The organism is Nonomuraea sp. NPDC051941 (assembly GCF_044593615.1).
The window spans coordinates 74,569-92,400 of record NZ_JBIUCF010000029.1 but is presented as its reverse complement, the minus strand read 5'-3'; the positions used below and the strand labels follow the sequence as shown (position 1 = coordinate 92,400).

Genomic DNA, 17,832 nt, shown 5'->3' with positions numbered 1-17,832 from the left:
CGCTCGCGTGTCCAATTGTTCGCTCGCTACGCTCGCTCATGACTGCTCCGGGGCGACGACGGGGACGATCTCCGGCGCGCCGAGCCTGATCGCGTCGGCCTCCTGGTCGGAGACCTGCTCCTGCGAGCGGCGCTCCGCCTCGACACGCTTTGTGTAGTATTCCACCTCCCTTTTCACCTGCTCGCTGTCCCAGCCGAGCGGCCCCGCCATCAGCTCGGCGGCCTCCTGCGCCACGGCCAGGCCACGGTGGAAGGTCTCGATCGAGATGCGCGTACGCCGGGTCAGCACGTCGTTGAGATGCCTGGCCCCCTCGTGGGTGGCGGCGTAGACGATCTCGGCGCGCAGATAGTCGTCGGCTCCCGACAGCGGCCTGCCCAGCGACGGCTCGTGCTCGATCAGCTCCAGCACCTCGTCGATCATCGAGCCGTAGCGCTGCAGCAGGTGCTCGATCCTGGCCACGTGCAGCCCGGAGGTGAGGGCGATGCGGTGCCTGGAGTTCCACAGCGCCTGGAAGCCCTCGGCGCCCGCGAGCGGGATGCGGTCGGTGCACGAACGCGGCACCCGCTGGTCGAGCCCGTGCGCCACGGCGTCCACCGCGTCCTTGGCCATGACCCGGTAGGTCGTGTACTTCCCGCCCGCGATCATGACCAGGCCCGGCACCGGGTGCGCCACCACGTGCTCCCTGGACAGCTTGGAGGTCTCCTCCGACTCGCCCGACAGCAGCGGGCGCAGCCCCGCGTAGACGCCTTCGACGTCGTCGTGGTTCAGGGGCACGGACAGGACGGAGTTGACGTGGTCGAGCAGGTAGTCGATGTCCGCGCGGGAGGCGGCGGGGTGGCTCTTGTCGAGCGTCCACTCGGTGTCGGTGGTGCCGATGATCCAGTGGCGGCCCCAGGGGATCACGAAGAGCACGGACTTCTCCGTGCGCAGGATGATCCCGGTCAGCGAGTGGATCCGGTCCCGCGGGACCACGAGGTGGATGCCCTTGGACGCGCGTACGTGGATCTGGCCCCGGCCTCCGACCAGCTCCTGGATGTCGTCGGTCCAGACGCCGGTGGCGTTCACCACCTGCTGGGCGCGTACATCCAGCTCGTCACCCAGCTCCAGGTCGCGCACGCGTACGCCGGTGACCCGCTCGCCCTCCCGCAGGAACCCCAGCACCTGCGCCCGCGGCGCGATCTGCGCGCCGTAGGTGGCGGCGGTGCGCAGCAGGCTCACCACGTAGCGGGCGTCGTCCATCTGCGCGTCCCAGTACTGGACGGCGCCCGTGAGGGCGGACTTCTTGAGCGCCGGGGCCAGGCGCAGCGCCCGCGACCTGGACAGATGCCGGTGGCCCGGCACGCCGCGGGTGGTCCCGCCGGCGGCGCCGAGCGTGTCGTAGAGCGCCACGCCCGCGCCGACGTAGACCCGCTCCCACACGTAGTGGGTCAGCGGGAAGAGGAACGGCACCGGCTTGACCAGGTGCGGGGCGATCCGCTGGAGCAGCAGCGCCCGCTCCCGCAGGGCCTCGCGCACCAGCTCGAAGTTGAGCTGCTCCAGGTATCGCAGGCCCCCGTGGATGAGCTTCGAGGAGCGCGAGGAAGTGCCGGAGGCGAAGTCCCTGGCCTCCACCAGGGCCACGTCGAGCCCTCTGGTCGCGGCGTCGAGCGCGATCCCGGCGCCCACGATGCCGCCGCCGACCACGACCACGTCGAAGTTCTCCCCGGCCATGCGCTCCAAGGCCGCGGTCCGCTCCGCCGGCCCGAGCTGAGCCACGCACCTTCCCGGCGTCATATCTCCCCCTGATACGGCTTTGTCGCCTGCGCCTCGATACCTACCCTCAGGGCGGTCACGCTGTAACGCGGCGGGCGACGACGCCGGGGGATCAGGCGCGGATGACCTTCACGCCCGCCTCCGTCAGCTCCGCGGCCAGCGCGTCGGAGAGCTGGGCGTCGGTGACCAGCGTGTCGATCTGCCCGATCGGGCAGATCCGGGAGAAGGCCCGCTTCCCGATCTTGGAGGAGTCGGCCACCACGACCACGTGCGCGGCCCGGCTGATCAGCAGGTGGTTGACGCTCGCCTCCCCCTCGTGGTGGGCCGACGCGCCGAGCTCGACGTCGAGCGCGTCCACCCCGAGGAACGCCACGTCCAGCGTCACCTGCTCCAGCACCCCGGTGGCCAGCGGCCCGATGAGCTCGTACGACTGCTGCCTGGCCACCCCGCCGGTCACCACGATCTTGACGTGCTGGCGGACGGTCAGCTCGGCCGCGATGTTCAGCGCGTTCGTGACGATCGTGAACCCGCTCTCCAGCGTGGACAGCGTGGCGAGCGTGCGCGCCAGCTCCGAGGTGGTCGTGCCGCCGTTGAGCCCCACCACGGCGCCGGGCGTCACCAGCTCGGCCGCCGCGGTCGCGATGCGGTGCTTCTCGTCGGCGTGCCTGGCCGTCTTGTAGCGCAGCGGCAGGTCGTAGCTCACGCTCTGCGCGACCGCCCCGCCCCGCGTGCGCATGAGCATCTGCTGCTGGGCCAGCTGGTCGAAGTCCCGCCGGATCGTCGCCGTGGAGACGCCGAGCGCCTGGCTGGCCTCCTCCACCGACAGTCTGCCCTCCTGGGCCACCAGCTCGAGGATGGCGTTCCAGCGGTCGTACCGGGACACAAGGCCTCCTAGGCGATGGGGACAAGGGCAAGCGTGGCACAACCAGCCAGGGCAGGGCCAACAGTGTCCATTAATGCACTTTCCTGGTATAAAACCAGCAGAAACAATCAATCGCCGGGGAGGCAAGTGGTGACCACCCACACCGAGGCCGAGATCGCGTCCCAGCCGTCGTGCTGGCGCCGCGCCATCGCGAGCGTTCCCGCCGACGCGCTGCCGCGCCACGGCGAGCGGGTCGCCGTGGTCGGGTGCGGCACGTCGTGGTTCATCGCGATGGCGTACGCCGCCCTGCGCGAGCGGGCCGGGCACGGCGAGACCGACGCCTTCGCCGCCTCCGAGGCCCCGATCGGGCGCTCGTACGACCGCGTGCTCGCGCTGAGCCGGTCCGGCACCACGACCGAGGTGCTGGAGCTGCTGGCCAGGACGACCACGAAGACCACGGCCATCACCGCCGACCCCGACACGCCGATCATGACGGCTGCCGACGAGGTCGTCGTGCTCGACTACGCCGACGAGCAGTCGGTCGTGCAGACCAGGTTCGCGACCACGCAGCTGGCCCTGCTGCGCGCCAGCCTCGGCGAGGACCTCACCAAGGCCGTCGAGGACGCCGAGGCCGCCGTGGCCGCGCCGCTGCCCGACGAGCTGGTGCGGGCCGAGCAGTTCAGCTTCCTCGGCGCCGGCTGGTCGGTCGGCCTGGCGCAGGAGGCGGCGCTGAAGATGCGCGAGGCGTCCCGCTCGTGGACGGAGGCGTACCCGGCGATGGAGTACCGGCACGGCCCGATCAGCATCGCCGCTCCCGGACGCGTGACGTGGATGCTCGGCGCCGCCCCCGAGGGCCTGCGCGCGCAGGTCGAGGAGACCGGCGGGACGTTCTTCGAGACCGCGCTCGACCCCATGGCCGAGCTGGTCCGCGCGCAGCGGGTGGCCGTCGCCCGGGCCTTCGCCCAAGGGCTGAACCCGGACGAGCCCATGCACCTCACGCGATCTGTGATCCTTTCTTCATGAGCCTTACTCTTGCCGACGCCAGGATCGTGACCCCCGAGGGGGTCCACGAGGGGTGGCTGACCATCGAAGACGGCCGCATCACGCATGTCGGCCGCGGATCCGCCCCAGGTCAGGGTCTGAGCGTGGGTGGGCGGCACGTCATCCCCGGGTTCGTGGACATCCACAACCACGGGGGCGCGGGCGGCTCGTTCCCGACCGGCGAGCAGGACAAGGCGCGCGAGGCCGTCGAGCTGCACCGCCGCCACGGCACCACCACGACCATGGCCAGCCTGGTCACCGACTCGATCGACGGGCTGACCAGGGCCGTGGCGGCGCTGGCCGAGCTGTGCGAGGAAGGGCTGCTGACCGGCATCCACCTCGAAGGCCCCTACATCGCCAAGGCCCGCTGCGGCGCGCACGACCCGACGCTGCTGCGGGAGCCGTCCCGGCAGGAGCTCTCGGAGCTGCTGAAGGCCGGGCGCGGGCACGTCCGCATGGTGACCATCGCGGCCGAGCTGCCCGGCGCGCTCGACTTCATCCGCATGGCCGCCGCCGAGGGCGTGATCGCGGCCGTGGGGCACAGCGACGCCGACTACGAGACGACGATCGAGGGCATCGAGGCGGGCGCGAGCGTGGCGACCCACCTCTACAACGCGATGCCGCCGCTGGGCCACCGCGCGCCCGGCCCGGTGGCCGCGCTGCTCGACGACGAGCGGGTGACGGTCGAGCTGATCAACGACGGCGTGCACGTGCATCCGGCCATGCTGCGCCTGGCGTACGAGGTGGCGGGTCCCGGCCGGACGGCGCTGATCACCGACGCGATGTCGGCCACCGGGCTCGGCGACGGCGACTACGTGCTCGGCCCCATGCGGGTGCGGGTGGAGGACGGCGTGGCCAGGCTGGTCGAGGGCGGCTCGATCGCGGGATCCACGCTGACCATGGACGTCGCGTTCCGGCGCAGCGTCCAGGAGGTCGGGATGTCGCTGCCCGACGCGGTCCAGGTGGCCTCCCTGACGCCCGCGCGGGTGCTGGGCCTGGCCGACCGGATCGGCTCGATCGCCGTGGGCAAGGCGGCCGACCTGGTGGTCCTGTCCGACTCGCTGGAGGTGGCCGGGGTGATGAAGGACGGCGTCTGGATCACGGAGCCCTGATGATCCTCACCGTGACGCTCAACGCCGCCCTCGACGTGACCTACCAGGTCCCCGACGTCGACTGGGACGGGGTCAACCGGGTCAGCGCGGTGCACCGGCGCGCCGGCGGCAAGGGCGTCAACGTCGCCCGCGTCCTGGCCGCGCTGGGCCAGGACGTGCTGGTCACCGGGCTCGCGGGCGGCCCCACCGGGCGGGCGATCGAGGACGACCTGCGGGCGGCCGGCCTGCCCGCCGCCCTGCACCCCGTCGCCGCCGACTCCCGCACGACGCTGGTCGTCTCGGAGCAGGCGGGCACGCGTACCGCGCTGTTCAACGAGCCCGGCCCGGAGGTCACCCCAGCCGAGCTGGCGGGCTTCGTCCGGCGTTTCGAATCGCTCCTCGACGCCGCCGGCGCGGTCGTCATCTCGGGCAGCCTCCCGCGTGGCGTCCCCGCCGACACCTACGCCACGCTGGCGGCCGTCGCCGCCGGCAAGGGGGTCCCGGCCATCGTGGACGCCGACGGCGATCCCCTCCGCCACGCTCCCAAGGGCCGTCCCTCCGTGGTCAAGCCCAACCGGGAGGAGCTGGCCAGGGCCGTCCCCGGCGGCAGCCCGGCCGAGGGCGCGCAGGCGCTGCGCAGCCAGGGCGCCGGGGCCGTGGTGGTGTCCATGGGCGCCGACGGGCTGCTGGCGGTCACCGGGGAGGGCACCTTCACCGCGCGCATGCCGTACACCGTGCGGGGTAATCCGACGGGGGCGGGCGACTCGCTGGTCGCCGGGCTCGCGCTGGGCCTGGTGGAGTCGGCGTCGTGGCCCGACAGCCTCAGGCGGGCCGCGGCGCTCGGCGCGGCCGCCGTGGCCGCGCCCGTGGCCGGCGACTTCGACCCCGACGTCTACGCCGACATACACCCCCAGATCATCATCACGTAAGGAGCATGTCATGCCCCTTGTTGCCATCGGCGACATCGTCCGCCAGTCGCCCGCCGGGGTGGGCGCCTTCAACGTGATCCAGCTCGAGCACGCCACCGCCATCGTGGCCGGCGCCGAGGCCCTGGGCCTGCCGGTCGTGCTGCAGATCAGCGAAAACTGCGTGCGCTACCACGGCGCGCTGGAGCCCGTCGCGCTGGCCTCGCTGGCGGTGGCCAGGCAGGCCGAGGTGCCGGTCGCGGTCCACCTCGACCACGCCACCGACCGCGCGCTCGTGGAGGAGGCGGTGAAGCTGGGGCTGGGCTCGGTGATGTTCGACGCCTCGGCGCTGCCCGACGACGAGAACGTCCGCACGACCGCCGAGGTGGTGGCGTGGTGCCACGAGCGCGGCGTGTGGGTGGAGGCCGAGCTGGGCGAGGTCGGGGGCAAGGACGGCGTGCACGCGCCCGGCGCGCGCACCAAGCCGCACGAAGCGGTCGACTACGTCGCCAAGACCGGGGTCGACGCCCTGGCCGTGGCCGTGGGCACCTCGCACGCCATGACGACCAAGGACGCGGTGCTGGACCTGGCGCTCATCGCCGAGCTGCGGGCCGCGGTGCCGGTGCCGCTGGTGCTGCACGGCTCGTCGGGGGTGCCGGACGACGTGCTGCGCGAGGCCGTGCGGACCGGAATGAAGAAGATCAACATCGCGACCCACCTCAACAAGGCGTTCACCGGCGCGGTGCGCGACTACCTGGCCCACGACGAGCGCGTGGTCGACTCCCGCAAATATCTCAAGGCCGGGCGGGACGCGGTGGCCAGGGAGGTCAGCCACCTCCTGGGCGTCCTCACGGGGTGAGCTGTTTGCGCATCATGACCGCGGAGCGGCCTTCTACCCCCATGCGGCCGGTCTCGACGTAGCCGAGCGACTCGTACAGCGCGATGTTGGTGGTCATCTTGACGTTGGTGTAGAGGCGCAGCGCGGGCAGCCCCAGCCGGCGCGCCTCCTCCTCGGCGTACGCCATCAGCGCCCGCCCGAGGCCCCTGCCCTGGCGGCCGGGCCGCACGGCGACGTTCTCCACCAGCAGGACGCCGTCCTCGGGGACGAGCACGATGAGCCCGTCGAGGAGCCCGTCGAGCGCGTCGGTGACGTGCACCCGGCCGGCCGCGATGAGCGCACCGTAGTCGGCCTCCATCGGCAGCGGCCGCATGCCGACGACCTCGATCCAGGGCGAGTACGCGTCGTGGACCAGCCGCTCCACGGCCGCCTTGTCGGTGTGATCCGCCAGTCTCATGCCGCCAATGTTGCCAGCACGCGTTCGACCTGTCGTTCGAAGGTGCCCGGCGGATTGCGCGGGTGCTCGTGCGAGAGCAGGAACAGCCAGACGAGCGCGTGCAGCCTGCGGCAGTCGCGCATCCGCCGCTCCTCCGCCGGGCTCAGCTCGAACCGGTGCGCGATCTCCACCTCGCCGTCCACCCACATCGACACGTGCTCGGCCATCTCGGCCAGCTCGAACGCCACGTCGCTGCGCCCCGAGTCCTCGTAGTCGACGATACGGACGCGGGTGCCGTCCCACAGGAAGTTCGCCAGGTTGCCGTCTCCCGCCCCGAACGCCGGCGTGACCCCCGACTCACCCGGCGACCAGCTCCGCAGCCACCGCGTGCCCTCCTTGACCGCCCGGTCCGCCAGCGGGTCCCTGGGCTGCCAGTGCTCGCCGCGCCGCCCGGCCCAGTCGGCGAGCGCCTCCAGCTGCCACGGGCGCAGCGGAACGGCCCTGAGCACGTGCGGCGGCACCGCGGTGTGCAGCTCGGTCAGCGCCTCGACCAGGGCCGCCACGTGCACGGCCGTCGCGAGCAGCCCGCGCAGCGACACCCCGTCGATCCGGGACATCGTCACCACGCCGTCCTCGTAGCCGATCGGCTCGGGGGCCAGGCCGGGGGCGTGCTCGGCCAGCAGGTTCAGCGCGCGCCACTCGCGCTCGGCCGCGCCGGGCTTGCTGTCCATGTAGCGCTTGATGACGACGTCGCCGGCGAAGGCCAGCTCGTGCGTGTGGCGTAGGTCGGCCATGCCCGCATGCTAGGGCACCAACCGCTCAACGGCGCTGGTCACGAGCTTGTGGATCTCCTCCTCGCCGAACACGTCGGGCAGTGTGAGCCGCTCGACGACCAACCAGTTCATGGCGAGGTAGAGCAGCACCACGCTCGTCGTGTCGCCGGGGAGGCCCGATTCGAGGTGGTTGCGCACGTTCGCGTCCACGTCGGCGCGGATCCGCTCGGTCAGCACGGCCCGCAGCTCCGGCCGCCGGGTGGCCTCCAGGCGCAGCTCCAGCAGCGCCAGGTAGCCCGACCTGTACGCCGCCACGCGATCGACCACCTCGTGCATCAGCGCGACCACCCGGTCACGGTCACGCGGCCCGCTCATGTGGGCGGCGGTCATGGCGGCCTCCGGCTGCAGGAGCTCGTAGATCCGGCCGCCCGCCTGGGTGAACAGCTCGTCGCGACTGGGGAAGTAGTTGGACGCGGTGCCCGGCGGCACCTCCGCCTGCTTGTCCACCGCCCTGAACGTCAGTCCGCGGGCCCCTTCCCTGGCCAGCACCTCGATCGCGGCATCGACCAGCGCCGTCCGCCTGGCGACGTTCTGCCTGACCACGTTGACATCACTCCATCTGTAGTACTACGGTCAAACCACTTCAACCATAGTACTTTATCTGGAGTCATTTTGCGGAAGCTCGTGTACTACATCGCCACCTCCATCGACGGCTACATCGCGGGGCCGAACGGCGAGTTCGACTTCTACCCGTGGGCCGACGACATGATGGCCGACGTCAACGCCCGTTACCCCGAGACCGTCCCCACCCACCTCCGCGCCATGATCGGCCTCGACGCGCCCAACCAGCGCTTCGACACGGTGCTCATGGGCCGCGCCACGTACCAGATCGACAAGGCCGTGACCAGCCCGTACGCCCACCTGCGGCAGTACGTCGTGTCCAGCACCATGGAGGTCGAGGACCCGGCCGTCGAGCTGGTCACCGGCGACCCGCTCGGCCTGGTGCGCCGGCTCAAGGAGGAGGACGGCCTGGACATCTACCTCTGCGGGGGCGGTAAGCTGGCCGGCGCCCTGCTGCCGGAGATCGACGAGTTGATCATCAAGTGCTACCCGGTGGTGGCCGGGGCGGGCATCCCGGCGTTCGACGGCGAGTTCCGGCCGACCGTGTTCACGCTGACCGGCTCGAAGACCTACAGCAACGGGGCGGTGGTCATGACGTACGCCCGCCAGTGATCAACCGCCTGCGCAGGAAGTCCCGCTCCACGTCGTTGCCCGCCCGCGCGGCCGCGGCCTCGTACGCCGCCGCGGCCTCCTCCTCGCGCCCGAGCCGCCGCAGCAGGTCGGCCCGCACCGCGTGGAACATGTAGTAGTCGTCGGGCCCCTTGAGCAGCCCCAACGCCACCTCGGGTCCCTCCACCTCGGCCACCGCCACCGCCCGGTGCACCGCCACGACCGGGCCCGGGTCGAGCCGCACCAGCAGGTCGTACAGCCGCACGATCTGCCCCCAGTCGGTGTCCTTCGCGCTCGCCGCGTCGCTGTGCACGGCGTTGATCGCGGCCTGGATCTGGTACGGGCCGGGCTCGTCACGCCGCAGGCACCGCCGTACGTGCTCCTGGCCCTCCGCGATGAGCTCGCGGTCCCACAGCCCGCGGTCCTGCTCCCCCAGCAGCACCAGCTCGCCCTCCTCGGAGGTACGGGCGGCGCGGCGCGACTCGATCAGCAGCATCAGCGCCAGCAGCCCCATGACCTCGGGCTCGTCCGGCATGAGCTCGACCAGCAACCGCCCGAGCCGGACGGCCTCGGCGCACAGGTCCGCACGGACGGCCGTATATCCCTCGTTGAAGATCAGGTAGACCACGGCCAGCACCGCGCGCAGGCGTTCGGGCAGATCGGCCTGCGCCGGGATCCGGTACGGGATCCCGGCGGTCCGGATCTTGCTCTTCGCCCGCACCAGCCGCTGCGCCAGCGTCGCCTCGGGCACCAGGAACGCGCGGGCGATCTCCGCCGTCGTCAGCCCGCCGAGCAGCCGCAGCGTGAGAGCCACCCGCGCGTGGACGGCCAGCGCGGGATGGCAGCACGTGAAGATCAGCCGCAGCCGGTCGTCCTGGACGGGCCCCACGTCCGCGGGCTCGTCCTGGGCGTGCAGGAGCGCGGCCTGCGCATACTTGCCAGGCCGCGCCGACTCCCTGCGCAACCGGTCGACGGCCCGGTTGCGGGCGGTCGTGATGATCCACCCGGCCGGGCTCGGCGGCACGCCGGCGGACGGCCACTGCCGCACCGCCACGCTGAACGCCTCCTGCACCGCCTCCTCGGCGATGTCGATGTCACCGAAGACCCGCACGAGCACGGCGACGGACCTGCCGTACTCCTCGCGGAACACCCGCTCGACCGCGGTCTCCGGCATGGGCGTCAGCGCTGGATCGGGGCCACCACGACCTCGACGCGCTGGAATTCCTTGATGTCCGAGTAGCCGGTGGAGGCCATCGTCCGCTTGAGCGCGCCCATCAGGTTCATCGAGCCGTCGGCCACGCTCGACGGCCCGTGCAGGATCTGCTCCAGCGTGCCGACCGTCCCGAACTCGACCCGCCGGCCGCGCGGCAGGTCGGGGTGGTGCGCCTCCGAACCCCAGTGGAACCCGTGACCCGGCGCCTCGGCGGCCCTGGCCAGCGGCGAGCCCACCATCACGGCGTCGGCCCCGCAGGCGATGGCCTTGGCGATGTCACCGGAGGTGCCCATGCCGCCGTCGGCGATCACGTGCACGTAGCGCCCGCCGGACTCGTCCATGTAGTCGCGCCGCGCCGCCGCCACGTCGGAGATCGCCGTGGCCATCGGCACGGCCACGCCCAGCACGTTGCGCGTCGTGTGCGAGGCGCCGCCGCCGAAGCCCACCAGCACGCCCGCCGCGCCGGTGCGCATCAGGTGCAGGGCCGCCGTGTACGTGGCGCAGCCGCCCACGATGACCGGCACGTCCAGCTCGTAGATGAACTGCTTGAGGTTGAGCGGCTCGGCCCGGCCCGAGACGTGCTCGGCCGACACGGTGGTGCCGCGGATGACGAAGATGTCGACACCCGCGTCGATCACGGCCTTGTGGTACTGGACCGTGCGCTGCGGCGACAGCCGCACGGCGGTGGTCACGCCGGAGGCCCGGATCTCCTCGATCCGCCGGCCGATCAGGTCCTCCTGGATCGGCGCCGCGTAGATCTCCTGGAGCCGCTTGGTGGCCGCCTCCGCGTCGAGCGCGGCGCACTCCTCCAGCAGCGACGACGGGTCCTCGTAACGCGTCCAGAGCCCTTCGAGGTCCAGCGGCGCGAGGCCGCCGAGGCGGCCGATCTCGATCGCGGTCGCCGGGGACACCACGCTGTCCATGGGCGCGACCACTACCGGCAGCTCGAACCGGTAGGCGTCGATCTGCCAGGCGATCGAGACCTCCTCCGGGTCCCGGGTGCGCCGCGAGGGAACAAGGCCGATCTCGTCAAGCGAGTACGCCCGCCGTCCGGCCTTGCCCCGGCCGATCTCCACCTGCTGAGTCATGAACTTACCTTCTGTGATAGTTCGGAGCTTCCACGGTCATCTGGATGTCGTGGGGGTGGCTCTCCTTGAGGCCCGCCGCCGTGATCGGCATGAGCTCGCAGTCGGTGTGCATCTGCATGATCGTGCGGCAGCCGGCGTACCACATGCCCTGGCGCAGGCCACCGACGAGCTGGTGCGCGACGGCCGCGACCGGGCCGCGGTAGGGCACCTGACCCTCGATGCCCTCGGGGATGTACTTGTCGTCGCCGCCGACGTCGGCCTGGGCGTAGCGGTCCTTGCTGAAGGAGGTGCCGCCGCGCTCGCGGTTGCGCACCGCGCCGAGCGAGCCCATGCCCCGGTACGACTTGAACTGCTTGCCGTTGATGAAGATCAGCTCACCGGGCGACTCCTCGCAGCCGGCGAGCAGCGAGCCCAGCATGACCGTGTCGGCGCCGGCCGCGATGGCCTTGACGATGTCGCCGGAGTACTGCAGGCCGCCGTCGCCGATGACCGGCACGCCCGCGGGCGCGCACGCCTTGGACGCCTCGTAGATGGCCGTGACCTGCGGCGCGCCGACCCCGGCCACCACCCGCGTGGTGCAGATCGAGCCGGGCCCGACGCCCACCTTGACCGCGTCCGCGCCCGCGTCGACCAGCATCTGCGCCCCGGCCCTGGTCGCGATGTTGCCCGCGACGACCTGCACCTTGCTGTTGGCCTTGATCTTGCCGACCATGTCGGCCAGGCCCTTGGAGTGACCGTGTGCCACGTCGACGACCACCACGTCGACGCCGGCCTCGATCAGCGCCTTGGCCCGCAGCTCGGCGTCGCCACCGACGCCGACGGCGGCCCCCACGACCAGCCGGCCGTCGGCGTCCTTGGTGGACAGCGGATACTGCTCGCTCTTGGTGAAGTCCTTGACCGTGACCAGGCCGCGCAGCCTGCCGTCGGCGTCGACCAGCGGCAGCTTCTCGATCTTGTTCCGCCGGAGCAGGGCGAACGCCTCGTCACGCGACACCCCGACCGGGGCGGTGACCAGCGGCATCTTGGTCATGACCTCGCGCACGGCACGCGACTGGTCGGTCTCGAAGCGCATGTCGCGGTTGGTCACGATGCCGAGCAGCGTGCCGTCCACGTCCGTCACGGGCACACCCGAGATCCGGTACGTCGCGCAGAGCTTCTCCACGTCAGCCAGCGTGTTGTCGGGGCTGCAGGTGACCGGGTTGGTGACCATGCCGGCCTCGGACCGCTTGACCAGGTCGACCTGCTGGGCCTGCTCCTCGACCGACAGGTTGCGGTGCAGGATGCCGATGCCGCCCTGGCGGGCCATGGCGACCGCCATGCGGGCCTCGGTGACGGTGTCCATGGCCGCGGAGACCAGCGGGATGGACAGCGTGATGCCCCGGGACAGCCGGGCCCTGGTATCGGCCTCGCCTGGCTGCAGGTCTGAATAACCGGGCACCAGCAGCACGTCATCGAAGGTCAAACCTGTCTCGGTGAACTTGGACATGCTGCGGCCCCCTCTTGCCGTTGCTCTGATTGAGCCAAGTCTAGGCCCTGCCTCCAAACTGCGCCGCAGCACCCACACCCGCCACGCCCACCGCCTTCTCCACCCCCAGGACCTCCTTCAACCGATCACCCCCACCGCCGCCGGCACTGCCCGGCCGCCACCCCGAGCCACCGCAACCTTGCACCGCATCGCACCAGGATCCCCTTGCGCCACACGAGCGCCACCCGGGCCGCGGCGACAACGGCGATGCCGGGAGCACGATGACCCCCACGGCCCGTCGTACTCCCGGCATCGAAAAGTGCCGAGACACGGGACGGTCGGTGATCCGTCCCGTGTCTCGGCCACCGGCATCCGGGTCGAGGCGACGCTTGGCGCCACCGAACCCCCCTCCGCGTCCTGATGGCCCGCTGTCGCTTCAGCCCTCACAGGATGCCGACGCTAGGTAAAGCCTGCGTTACGGAACGGAACAACGCAATGTGAAAACGTGCAATTGCACGAAGTTGCACACCGCGCTCCGACCAGTCACCGCAACGGGGGGACACGAGCGTAATGCGGGGTTATCCTCACGGCACGCCCGTGTCCCCCCAACGGAGCCGCCCATAATGCGCAACGAGCCCCGTACGATGCCTGATCCTTTCGAGACGCTGGGCCTCGACCCGACGCAGACCGCGCTGTACACCGCGGTGTTGCGCCTGCACCGCGCGACCCGCACCGATCTCGCGCAGGCCATGGACGGTCCCGTCGAGAAGGTCGGCCGCCAGCTCGACGACCTCGTCAAGCTGGGCGTGATCGACGAGCAATCGGGGGAATACCTGGCCAGGCACCCGGCCGCGGCCCTCGGCAGGGTGATCGCCGATCGGCTCGACCGGCTGGCGGAGGAGAGCCGCAGGATCGACTCGGCGCTCGGCTCGATCCGGTCGCTGATCCGCGACTACGACGCCGGCCGGGACTACCAGAGCGGCACCTTCACTGTGGAGATGGTGAACGGGGCCGACGTGCTGTACGAGAGCGTGGTCGGTATAGCCGTGCAGTCTCCGCCGATGGAATTATTGACCGCGGTTCCCGACGAACGCACAATGATCGATTTCGCGCGCAAATTTGCGGAACTATGGATTGACGCGCAAGAACGAAAACTTCTCACGGTTCACGTGATCATTCCGGTTTCGACTCTGGCTCTGCCGGGCGTACGCGACCAGCTCACCCGGGTGCTGGAGACGGGCGGCAAGGTACGCACGCTGGACCGGGTGCCGAGCTGGTTCATGACCGCGGGGCCCGAGGTCGCGGGCCTGCCCCCGTACTGGGGCGGCAACCTGCCGGACCACGCGTACAACTTCTATCTGATCCGCACGCCGATCGTCGTGGGCATGCTCCGCACGCTGTTCAGGGAGCTGTGGGCCAGGGCCGTGCCCCTGCCGTGGGGCCGCCGGGGCGACGGCATGGTCCAGGTCCTCCGCCTGGCCGCCCAGGGCATGTGTGACGACTCCATAGCCCGCCAACTGGGCGTATCGGTGCGAACGGTCCGGGCGAGGTTCGCGGACGCCATGTCCGAACTGGGCGCTCAGTCGCGTTTCCACGCAGGCGTGGAGGCGGCCAGGCGCGGATGGCTGAGGTAATGTCCACCGCTCGGGCCGCTTCGGTCATATGGTGGGAAGGTGCTGGAAGACGTCCCCCGCGACCCGTTCGCGGACGACCCGAACGACCCTTCCTCGGCGATGGGCGCCCTCGACGACGCCGAGCCCCTCACCGCAGCCGAACGCGACGAGGCCATCACGGACCTCGCTGACGTCGAGGTCTTCCGCTCCCTGCTCGAGCCGCAGGGGGTCCTGGGCCTCGTACTCGACTGCCCTGAATGCGGCGAGCAGCACTTCTTCGACTGGGAGCTGCTGCGCGGCAACCTACGACAAATGATCGAGAAAGGCCAGCCGCAGGTCCACGAGCCGGCCTTTCACCCGGACCCCGCCGACTACGTCAGCTGGGAGTACGCCAGAGGCTACGTCGACGGCGTCATCGACACGGAGGAACGCCGCTGACCGACATCATCGAGCAGCACGGCCAGCAACCGCACGGCTGGATCGCCTGAGTCAGGGCTCTCTCCACGACCGAGCGCGTCGAGCAGCGCGTCGGTCTCCTCCTCTGACGTCAAGCCGACTCCAGCTCGGCCATCTGCCGCAACCTGGCAAGCGCCCGATGCTGGGCGACACGAACCGCACCCGGTGACATACCGAGTACATTACCGGTCTCCTCAGCCGACAACCCTGACACCACCCGCAACAGCAGCAACTCGCGCTGATTCTCGGGCAATCTGGCCAGGAGTCTACGCGCGTGCTCGACCTCGATGTAGCGGACCACGGTCTCCTCGGGCCCCGGCCCGTCGTCCGGCCCATCGGGCAGATCCTGAGTCGGTACGGCCGAGCGCACCGAACTCCGTAGCGCGTCGGCCACTTTGTGCGAGGCGATCCCGAACACGAAGGAGGCGAACGGCCGCCCCATGTCGCGGTATCGCGGCAGCGCGGACAGGACCGCGATGCACACCTCCTGGGCTACGTCATCGGCAATGTGATATTGCCCTGAAACCCTGCCCAGCCGGGCGCGGCAATACCGCACCACCATCGGACGCAACTCACCGAGCAGGGATTCGATCGCACTGCGATCTCCCTGCACGGCGAGGCTCGTCAGTTCCCTAAGGTCGGAGTCATCCGTCCGTGCCGGAAGTCTCGACGCGAGCCTTACCCCAATTTTGGCGTCGGCGACGCTTCCCTCGCTCACGATAGGCATGATGCCCGCACGGATCCGGCCTGTCGTCATGGGGAACGGCTACGGATTGGTCACATTGAAGCGACGATAACGGGCAGTAATCAAATGACCACACTAAGGCTTAACTAGTGACATAATGTTTCATCCCATAACCTGGAATGCACGACAATTGTCAGATCCCGGACGCTTATCACCCACTGCCGGTTTACTCCAATAATCCACCTTTTCCGCCCACTTCTCCCCAACCACCCGCGCCCAAGGGGTCCCGGGATGGTCCTCACACCGGCGACACGCTTCGCGCGATGGAGAGCTCAGGCAGTCCTGAGGGGGCAACCCCGATCCCCGCCCACCAAGAGCCGTTCCGGCAGAGGGCCGTCACCGTCACAAGCGCAACCGCTCGCCCCACAGCCGACCGAGCCCTCAGCCCACAAGGCCTTCACGATGCGCGTCAAAGGACGAACGGGGAGCGCCCGTTCCGCCGCATCCACGACCGCGGCCGCCGCCGGCAGGTCATCGCGGACGCTGTCCCCATCGATCCAGGTGCTGCTGGTCGGGTACTCGCTTTCGCGCCGCGTCGTGCGGATGCGATCGACCGGGCGAAGGATCGCTCCCATGGACGCCCCGAACTGCGCCCGAGCGGCGTGCTGGACCGCCAGGTGGCCACCGGTCGTCGTCGCCCACAGACCCTGGATCTGCAAGAGCTCCGCCAGGGACTTGCGGACGGCATCATGCAACGCCGCCTACGCCAGATATGGATCCGCGACGGCAAGGGTCTCTGCGCTGATCAGATGCGAGCGGTTTGGTACGCCCAACGTGCCGAGCACTGAGGACTCCCGCCTGTTCGAGCTTGGCGACCTCGCGGGCCATCGTGCCACTGTCCGTCCCGGCAATCGCCGCCAGATCGCCGACCGCGTGCTCCTGGTCCCCGATGTAGGTAAACGCCGGCACCGCACAGGTGATCCGAGAGCGGAAGATCGGGAAAACGGCGGGAGGTGGTTTCCGCATGCCTGGATCCTTTGGCGGAGGCATGCGGCGCCGATCTTCAGGAGGCAGTGGATCAGGGGACCGACCGATGAGACGATCATGGCCGCGAACGCGTAAATGGAGGCATTGATGCGTACATTTCGGACGTTCACCGCGGCAGCCGGAGCGCTCATGGCCGTCGCCCTCAGCGCATCACCCGCAGCGGCCGCGCAGGCGCCCACGTACGTCTTCCACAAGCAGACCCTGTGGAAGTCGATCCCCGCCGGCGGAACCCAGGGGGCCACCTGCTACCGGCTGCCGGCGGTCGTGAAGACCAGGAACGACGTGCTGCTCGCCTTCGCCGAGCGGCGCAACAAGAACAACTGCGCCGACCACGGCGCGTTCGACGTCGTCATGCGGCGCTCGACCGACGACGGCGTCACCTGGGAGGCGAGCAGGGTCGTCCTGCCCAGTACGGCCGGAGCGGCCCTGCAGGGGAACGCGACCGTGGTCGCCGACTCCGGCGGGCCGGTGTTCCTGTTCACGACCTCGGAGCCGACCGCGCCCCAGACGACGCCGCGTACGCCGAAGGTCCAGGTCAGCATGGACGACGGCGTCACCTGGTCGAGCCCGAAGGACCTGTCGGGCGTCATCAAGGCGCCCGCGGGCGCCGGGGACTGGTTCGCCACGGGGCCGGGGCACGGCATCCAGCTGACCCAACCGGCCCACAACGGCCGCCTGGTGGTGCCCGTCTACTTCAGTGTGGGCGACACGCAGAGCGTACGGCTGATCTACAGCGACGACCACGGCGCGACCTGGCAGATCGGCGCGACCGCGACCTACGACAAATCGGTCCTGAAGCTGGGCGAGCAGACCCTGGTCGAGCGGACCGACGGCGGCATCCTCGTGATCGCCCGCAACGGCGCCGTGCCCGACGACCAGACCTCCGTCCACGGCCTGGCCCGGGGCGTGAGCACGGACGGCGGCGAGTCGTTCGACGGCGGCTTCCGGGCCGACGGCGCCATCACCGCTCCGCCCACCCATCCAGCCCTGCTACGCCAGCGGGACAAGGCCCCCTACACCCGGATCCTGCTCTCCGCGCCCGCCACGCCGAAGACCGACAACAACCCGGTGGGCATGAACGTGCGCTCGTCCTTCGACGAGGGCGCGACCTGGCGGAACTATGACAACTCCACCAACAACGCGGGGGTGAGGATCGACGGCGACCACGCCGGATATTCCGACATGGCGCTCCTCGGCAACGGCGCGATCGGCGTCCTGTATGAGGCGGGCGTGAACCGCTTCCGGGACGAGATCCGCTGGAACTGGTTCTGGGAGAGCGCGATCGGCCTGCGTTGAACCGTCCCCGGAACGCCGAACGGCCCGCAACCCTTTCGGGT

17 protein-coding genes are annotated in these 17,832 nt (G+C 70.5%); 8 read left to right on the top strand and 9 right to left on the bottom strand.

What is annotated here, in order from left to right:
* Positions 1 to 36: 36 nt before the first annotated feature.
* Entirely contained in the window at positions 37 to 1,710 is a 1,674-nt protein-coding gene (locus ACIHFD_RS39385) for a glycerol-3-phosphate dehydrogenase/oxidase (protein WP_397371329.1), read from the bottom strand.
* A gap of 154 nt (positions 1,711 to 1,864) precedes the next feature.
* Complete coding sequence (locus ACIHFD_RS39380; RefSeq protein WP_350731073.1) at positions 1,865 to 2,635, bottom strand: DeoR/GlpR family DNA-binding transcription regulator; 771 nt, start codon at positions 2,633 to 2,635, stop codon at positions 1,865 to 1,867.
* A 129-nt stretch (positions 2,636 to 2,764) separates the two neighbouring features.
* Here ACIHFD_RS39380 and ACIHFD_RS39375 point away from each other — a divergent pair, with 129 nt between their 5' ends.
* From ACIHFD_RS39375 to ACIHFD_RS39360, 4 genes are read left to right on the top strand one after another with little or no spacing between them, the layout of a single operon-like run.
* Positions 2,765 to 3,637 carry an SIS domain-containing protein gene (locus tag ACIHFD_RS39375; RefSeq protein ID WP_397371278.1) on the top strand — a complete coding sequence of 291 codons (873 nt, stop codon included), beginning with the start codon at positions 2,765 to 2,767 and terminating at the stop codon, positions 3,635 to 3,637.
* Positions 3,634 to 4,767 (top strand): N-acetylglucosamine-6-phosphate deacetylase, encoded by a 1,134-nt coding sequence (gene nagA, locus ACIHFD_RS39370; RefSeq protein WP_363962228.1) that lies wholly within the window; start codon positions 3,634 to 3,636, stop codon positions 4,765 to 4,767. Before ACIHFD_RS39375 ends, nagA begins: the two co-directional genes overlap by 4 nt.
* Positions 4,767 to 5,675 carry a 1-phosphofructokinase family hexose kinase gene (locus ACIHFD_RS39365; RefSeq protein WP_350731067.1) on the top strand — a complete coding sequence of 303 codons (909 nt, stop codon included), beginning with the start codon at positions 4,767 to 4,769 and terminating at the stop codon, positions 5,673 to 5,675. Before nagA ends, ACIHFD_RS39365 begins: the two co-directional genes overlap by 1 nt.
* Before the next feature lie 10 nt (positions 5,676 to 5,685).
* Positions 5,686 to 6,510 (top strand): ketose-bisphosphate aldolase, encoded by an 825-nt coding sequence (locus tag ACIHFD_RS39360; RefSeq protein WP_397371277.1) that lies wholly within the window; start codon positions 5,686 to 5,688, stop codon positions 6,508 to 6,510.
* Here ACIHFD_RS39360 and ACIHFD_RS39355 read toward each other — a convergent pair.
* The 3 genes from ACIHFD_RS39355 to ACIHFD_RS39345 are packed head-to-tail and all read right to left on the bottom strand — an operon-like array spanning position 6,500 to position 8,301.
* Complete coding sequence (locus ACIHFD_RS39355; protein ID WP_350731064.1) at positions 6,500 to 6,946, bottom strand: GNAT family N-acetyltransferase; 447 nt, start codon at positions 6,944 to 6,946, stop codon at positions 6,500 to 6,502. The two genes, ACIHFD_RS39360 and ACIHFD_RS39355, sit on opposite strands and share 11 nt — an antisense overlap.
* Positions 6,943 to 7,719 (bottom strand): phosphotransferase family protein, encoded by a 777-nt coding sequence (locus ACIHFD_RS39350; protein WP_397371276.1) that lies wholly within the window; start codon positions 7,717 to 7,719, stop codon positions 6,943 to 6,945. Before ACIHFD_RS39350 ends, ACIHFD_RS39355 begins: the two co-directional genes overlap by 4 nt.
* Positions 7,720 to 7,728: 9 nt before the next feature.
* Complete coding sequence (locus ACIHFD_RS39345) at positions 7,729 to 8,301, bottom strand: TetR family transcriptional regulator (RefSeq protein ID WP_364243692.1); 573 nt, start codon at positions 8,299 to 8,301, stop codon at positions 7,729 to 7,731.
* A 69-nt stretch (positions 8,302 to 8,370) separates the two neighbouring features.
* Here ACIHFD_RS39345 and ACIHFD_RS39340 point away from each other — a divergent pair, with 69 nt between their 5' ends.
* Positions 8,371 to 8,931, top strand: coding sequence for a dihydrofolate reductase family protein (locus ACIHFD_RS39340; RefSeq protein WP_364243695.1), 561 nt, complete (start codon positions 8,371 to 8,373; stop codon positions 8,929 to 8,931).
* On the opposite strand, the gene ACIHFD_RS39335 is transcribed toward ACIHFD_RS39340, so the two are convergent.
* From ACIHFD_RS39335 to guaB, 3 genes are read right to left on the bottom strand one after another with little or no spacing between them, the layout of a single operon-like run.
* Positions 8,909 to 10,102, bottom strand: coding sequence for an RNA polymerase sigma factor (locus tag ACIHFD_RS39335; protein WP_397371275.1), 1,194 nt, complete (start codon positions 10,100 to 10,102; stop codon positions 8,909 to 8,911). The two genes, ACIHFD_RS39340 and ACIHFD_RS39335, sit on opposite strands and share 23 nt — an antisense overlap.
* A gap of 5 nt (positions 10,103 to 10,107) precedes the next feature.
* Complete coding sequence (locus ACIHFD_RS39330; RefSeq protein ID WP_355190294.1) at positions 10,108 to 11,229, bottom strand: GuaB3 family IMP dehydrogenase-related protein; 1,122 nt, start codon at positions 11,227 to 11,229, stop codon at positions 10,108 to 10,110.
* Between the two features lie 4 nt (positions 11,230 to 11,233).
* Complete coding sequence (gene guaB / locus ACIHFD_RS39325; protein WP_397371274.1) at positions 11,234 to 12,715, bottom strand: IMP dehydrogenase; 1,482 nt, start codon at positions 12,713 to 12,715, stop codon at positions 11,234 to 11,236.
* Positions 12,716 to 13,338: 623 nt separating this feature from the next.
* Here guaB and ACIHFD_RS39320 point away from each other — a divergent pair.
* Together ACIHFD_RS39320 and ACIHFD_RS39315 are read left to right on the top strand one after the other, a co-directional pair.
* Positions 13,339 to 14,328: a LuxR C-terminal-related transcriptional regulator gene (locus tag ACIHFD_RS39320; RefSeq protein ID WP_350731053.1), complete on the top strand. Its 990-nt coding sequence runs from the start codon at positions 13,339 to 13,341 to the stop codon at positions 14,326 to 14,328.
* Between the two features lie 39 nt (positions 14,329 to 14,367).
* Positions 14,368 to 14,745, top strand: coding sequence for a DUF5319 domain-containing protein (locus ACIHFD_RS39315; RefSeq protein ID WP_090930411.1), 378 nt, complete (start codon positions 14,368 to 14,370; stop codon positions 14,743 to 14,745).
* Positions 14,746 to 14,854: 109 nt separating this feature from the next.
* Here the strand turns inward: ACIHFD_RS39315 and ACIHFD_RS39310 are convergent, their stop codons facing one another.
* A complete protein-coding gene (locus ACIHFD_RS39310; RefSeq protein WP_132334441.1) occupies positions 14,855 to 15,490 on the bottom strand; it encodes a sigma-70 family RNA polymerase sigma factor in 636 nt (211 codons plus the stop codon).
* 1,092 nt (positions 15,491 to 16,582) lie between these two features.
* On the opposite strand from ACIHFD_RS39310, the gene ACIHFD_RS39305 reads away from it, so the two are divergent.
* On the top strand, positions 16,583 to 17,791 hold the full coding sequence (locus tag ACIHFD_RS39305; RefSeq protein WP_397371273.1) for an exo-alpha-sialidase: 1,209 nt from the start codon (positions 16,583 to 16,585) through the stop codon (positions 17,789 to 17,791).
* Positions 17,792 to 17,832: the final 41 nt, after the last annotated feature.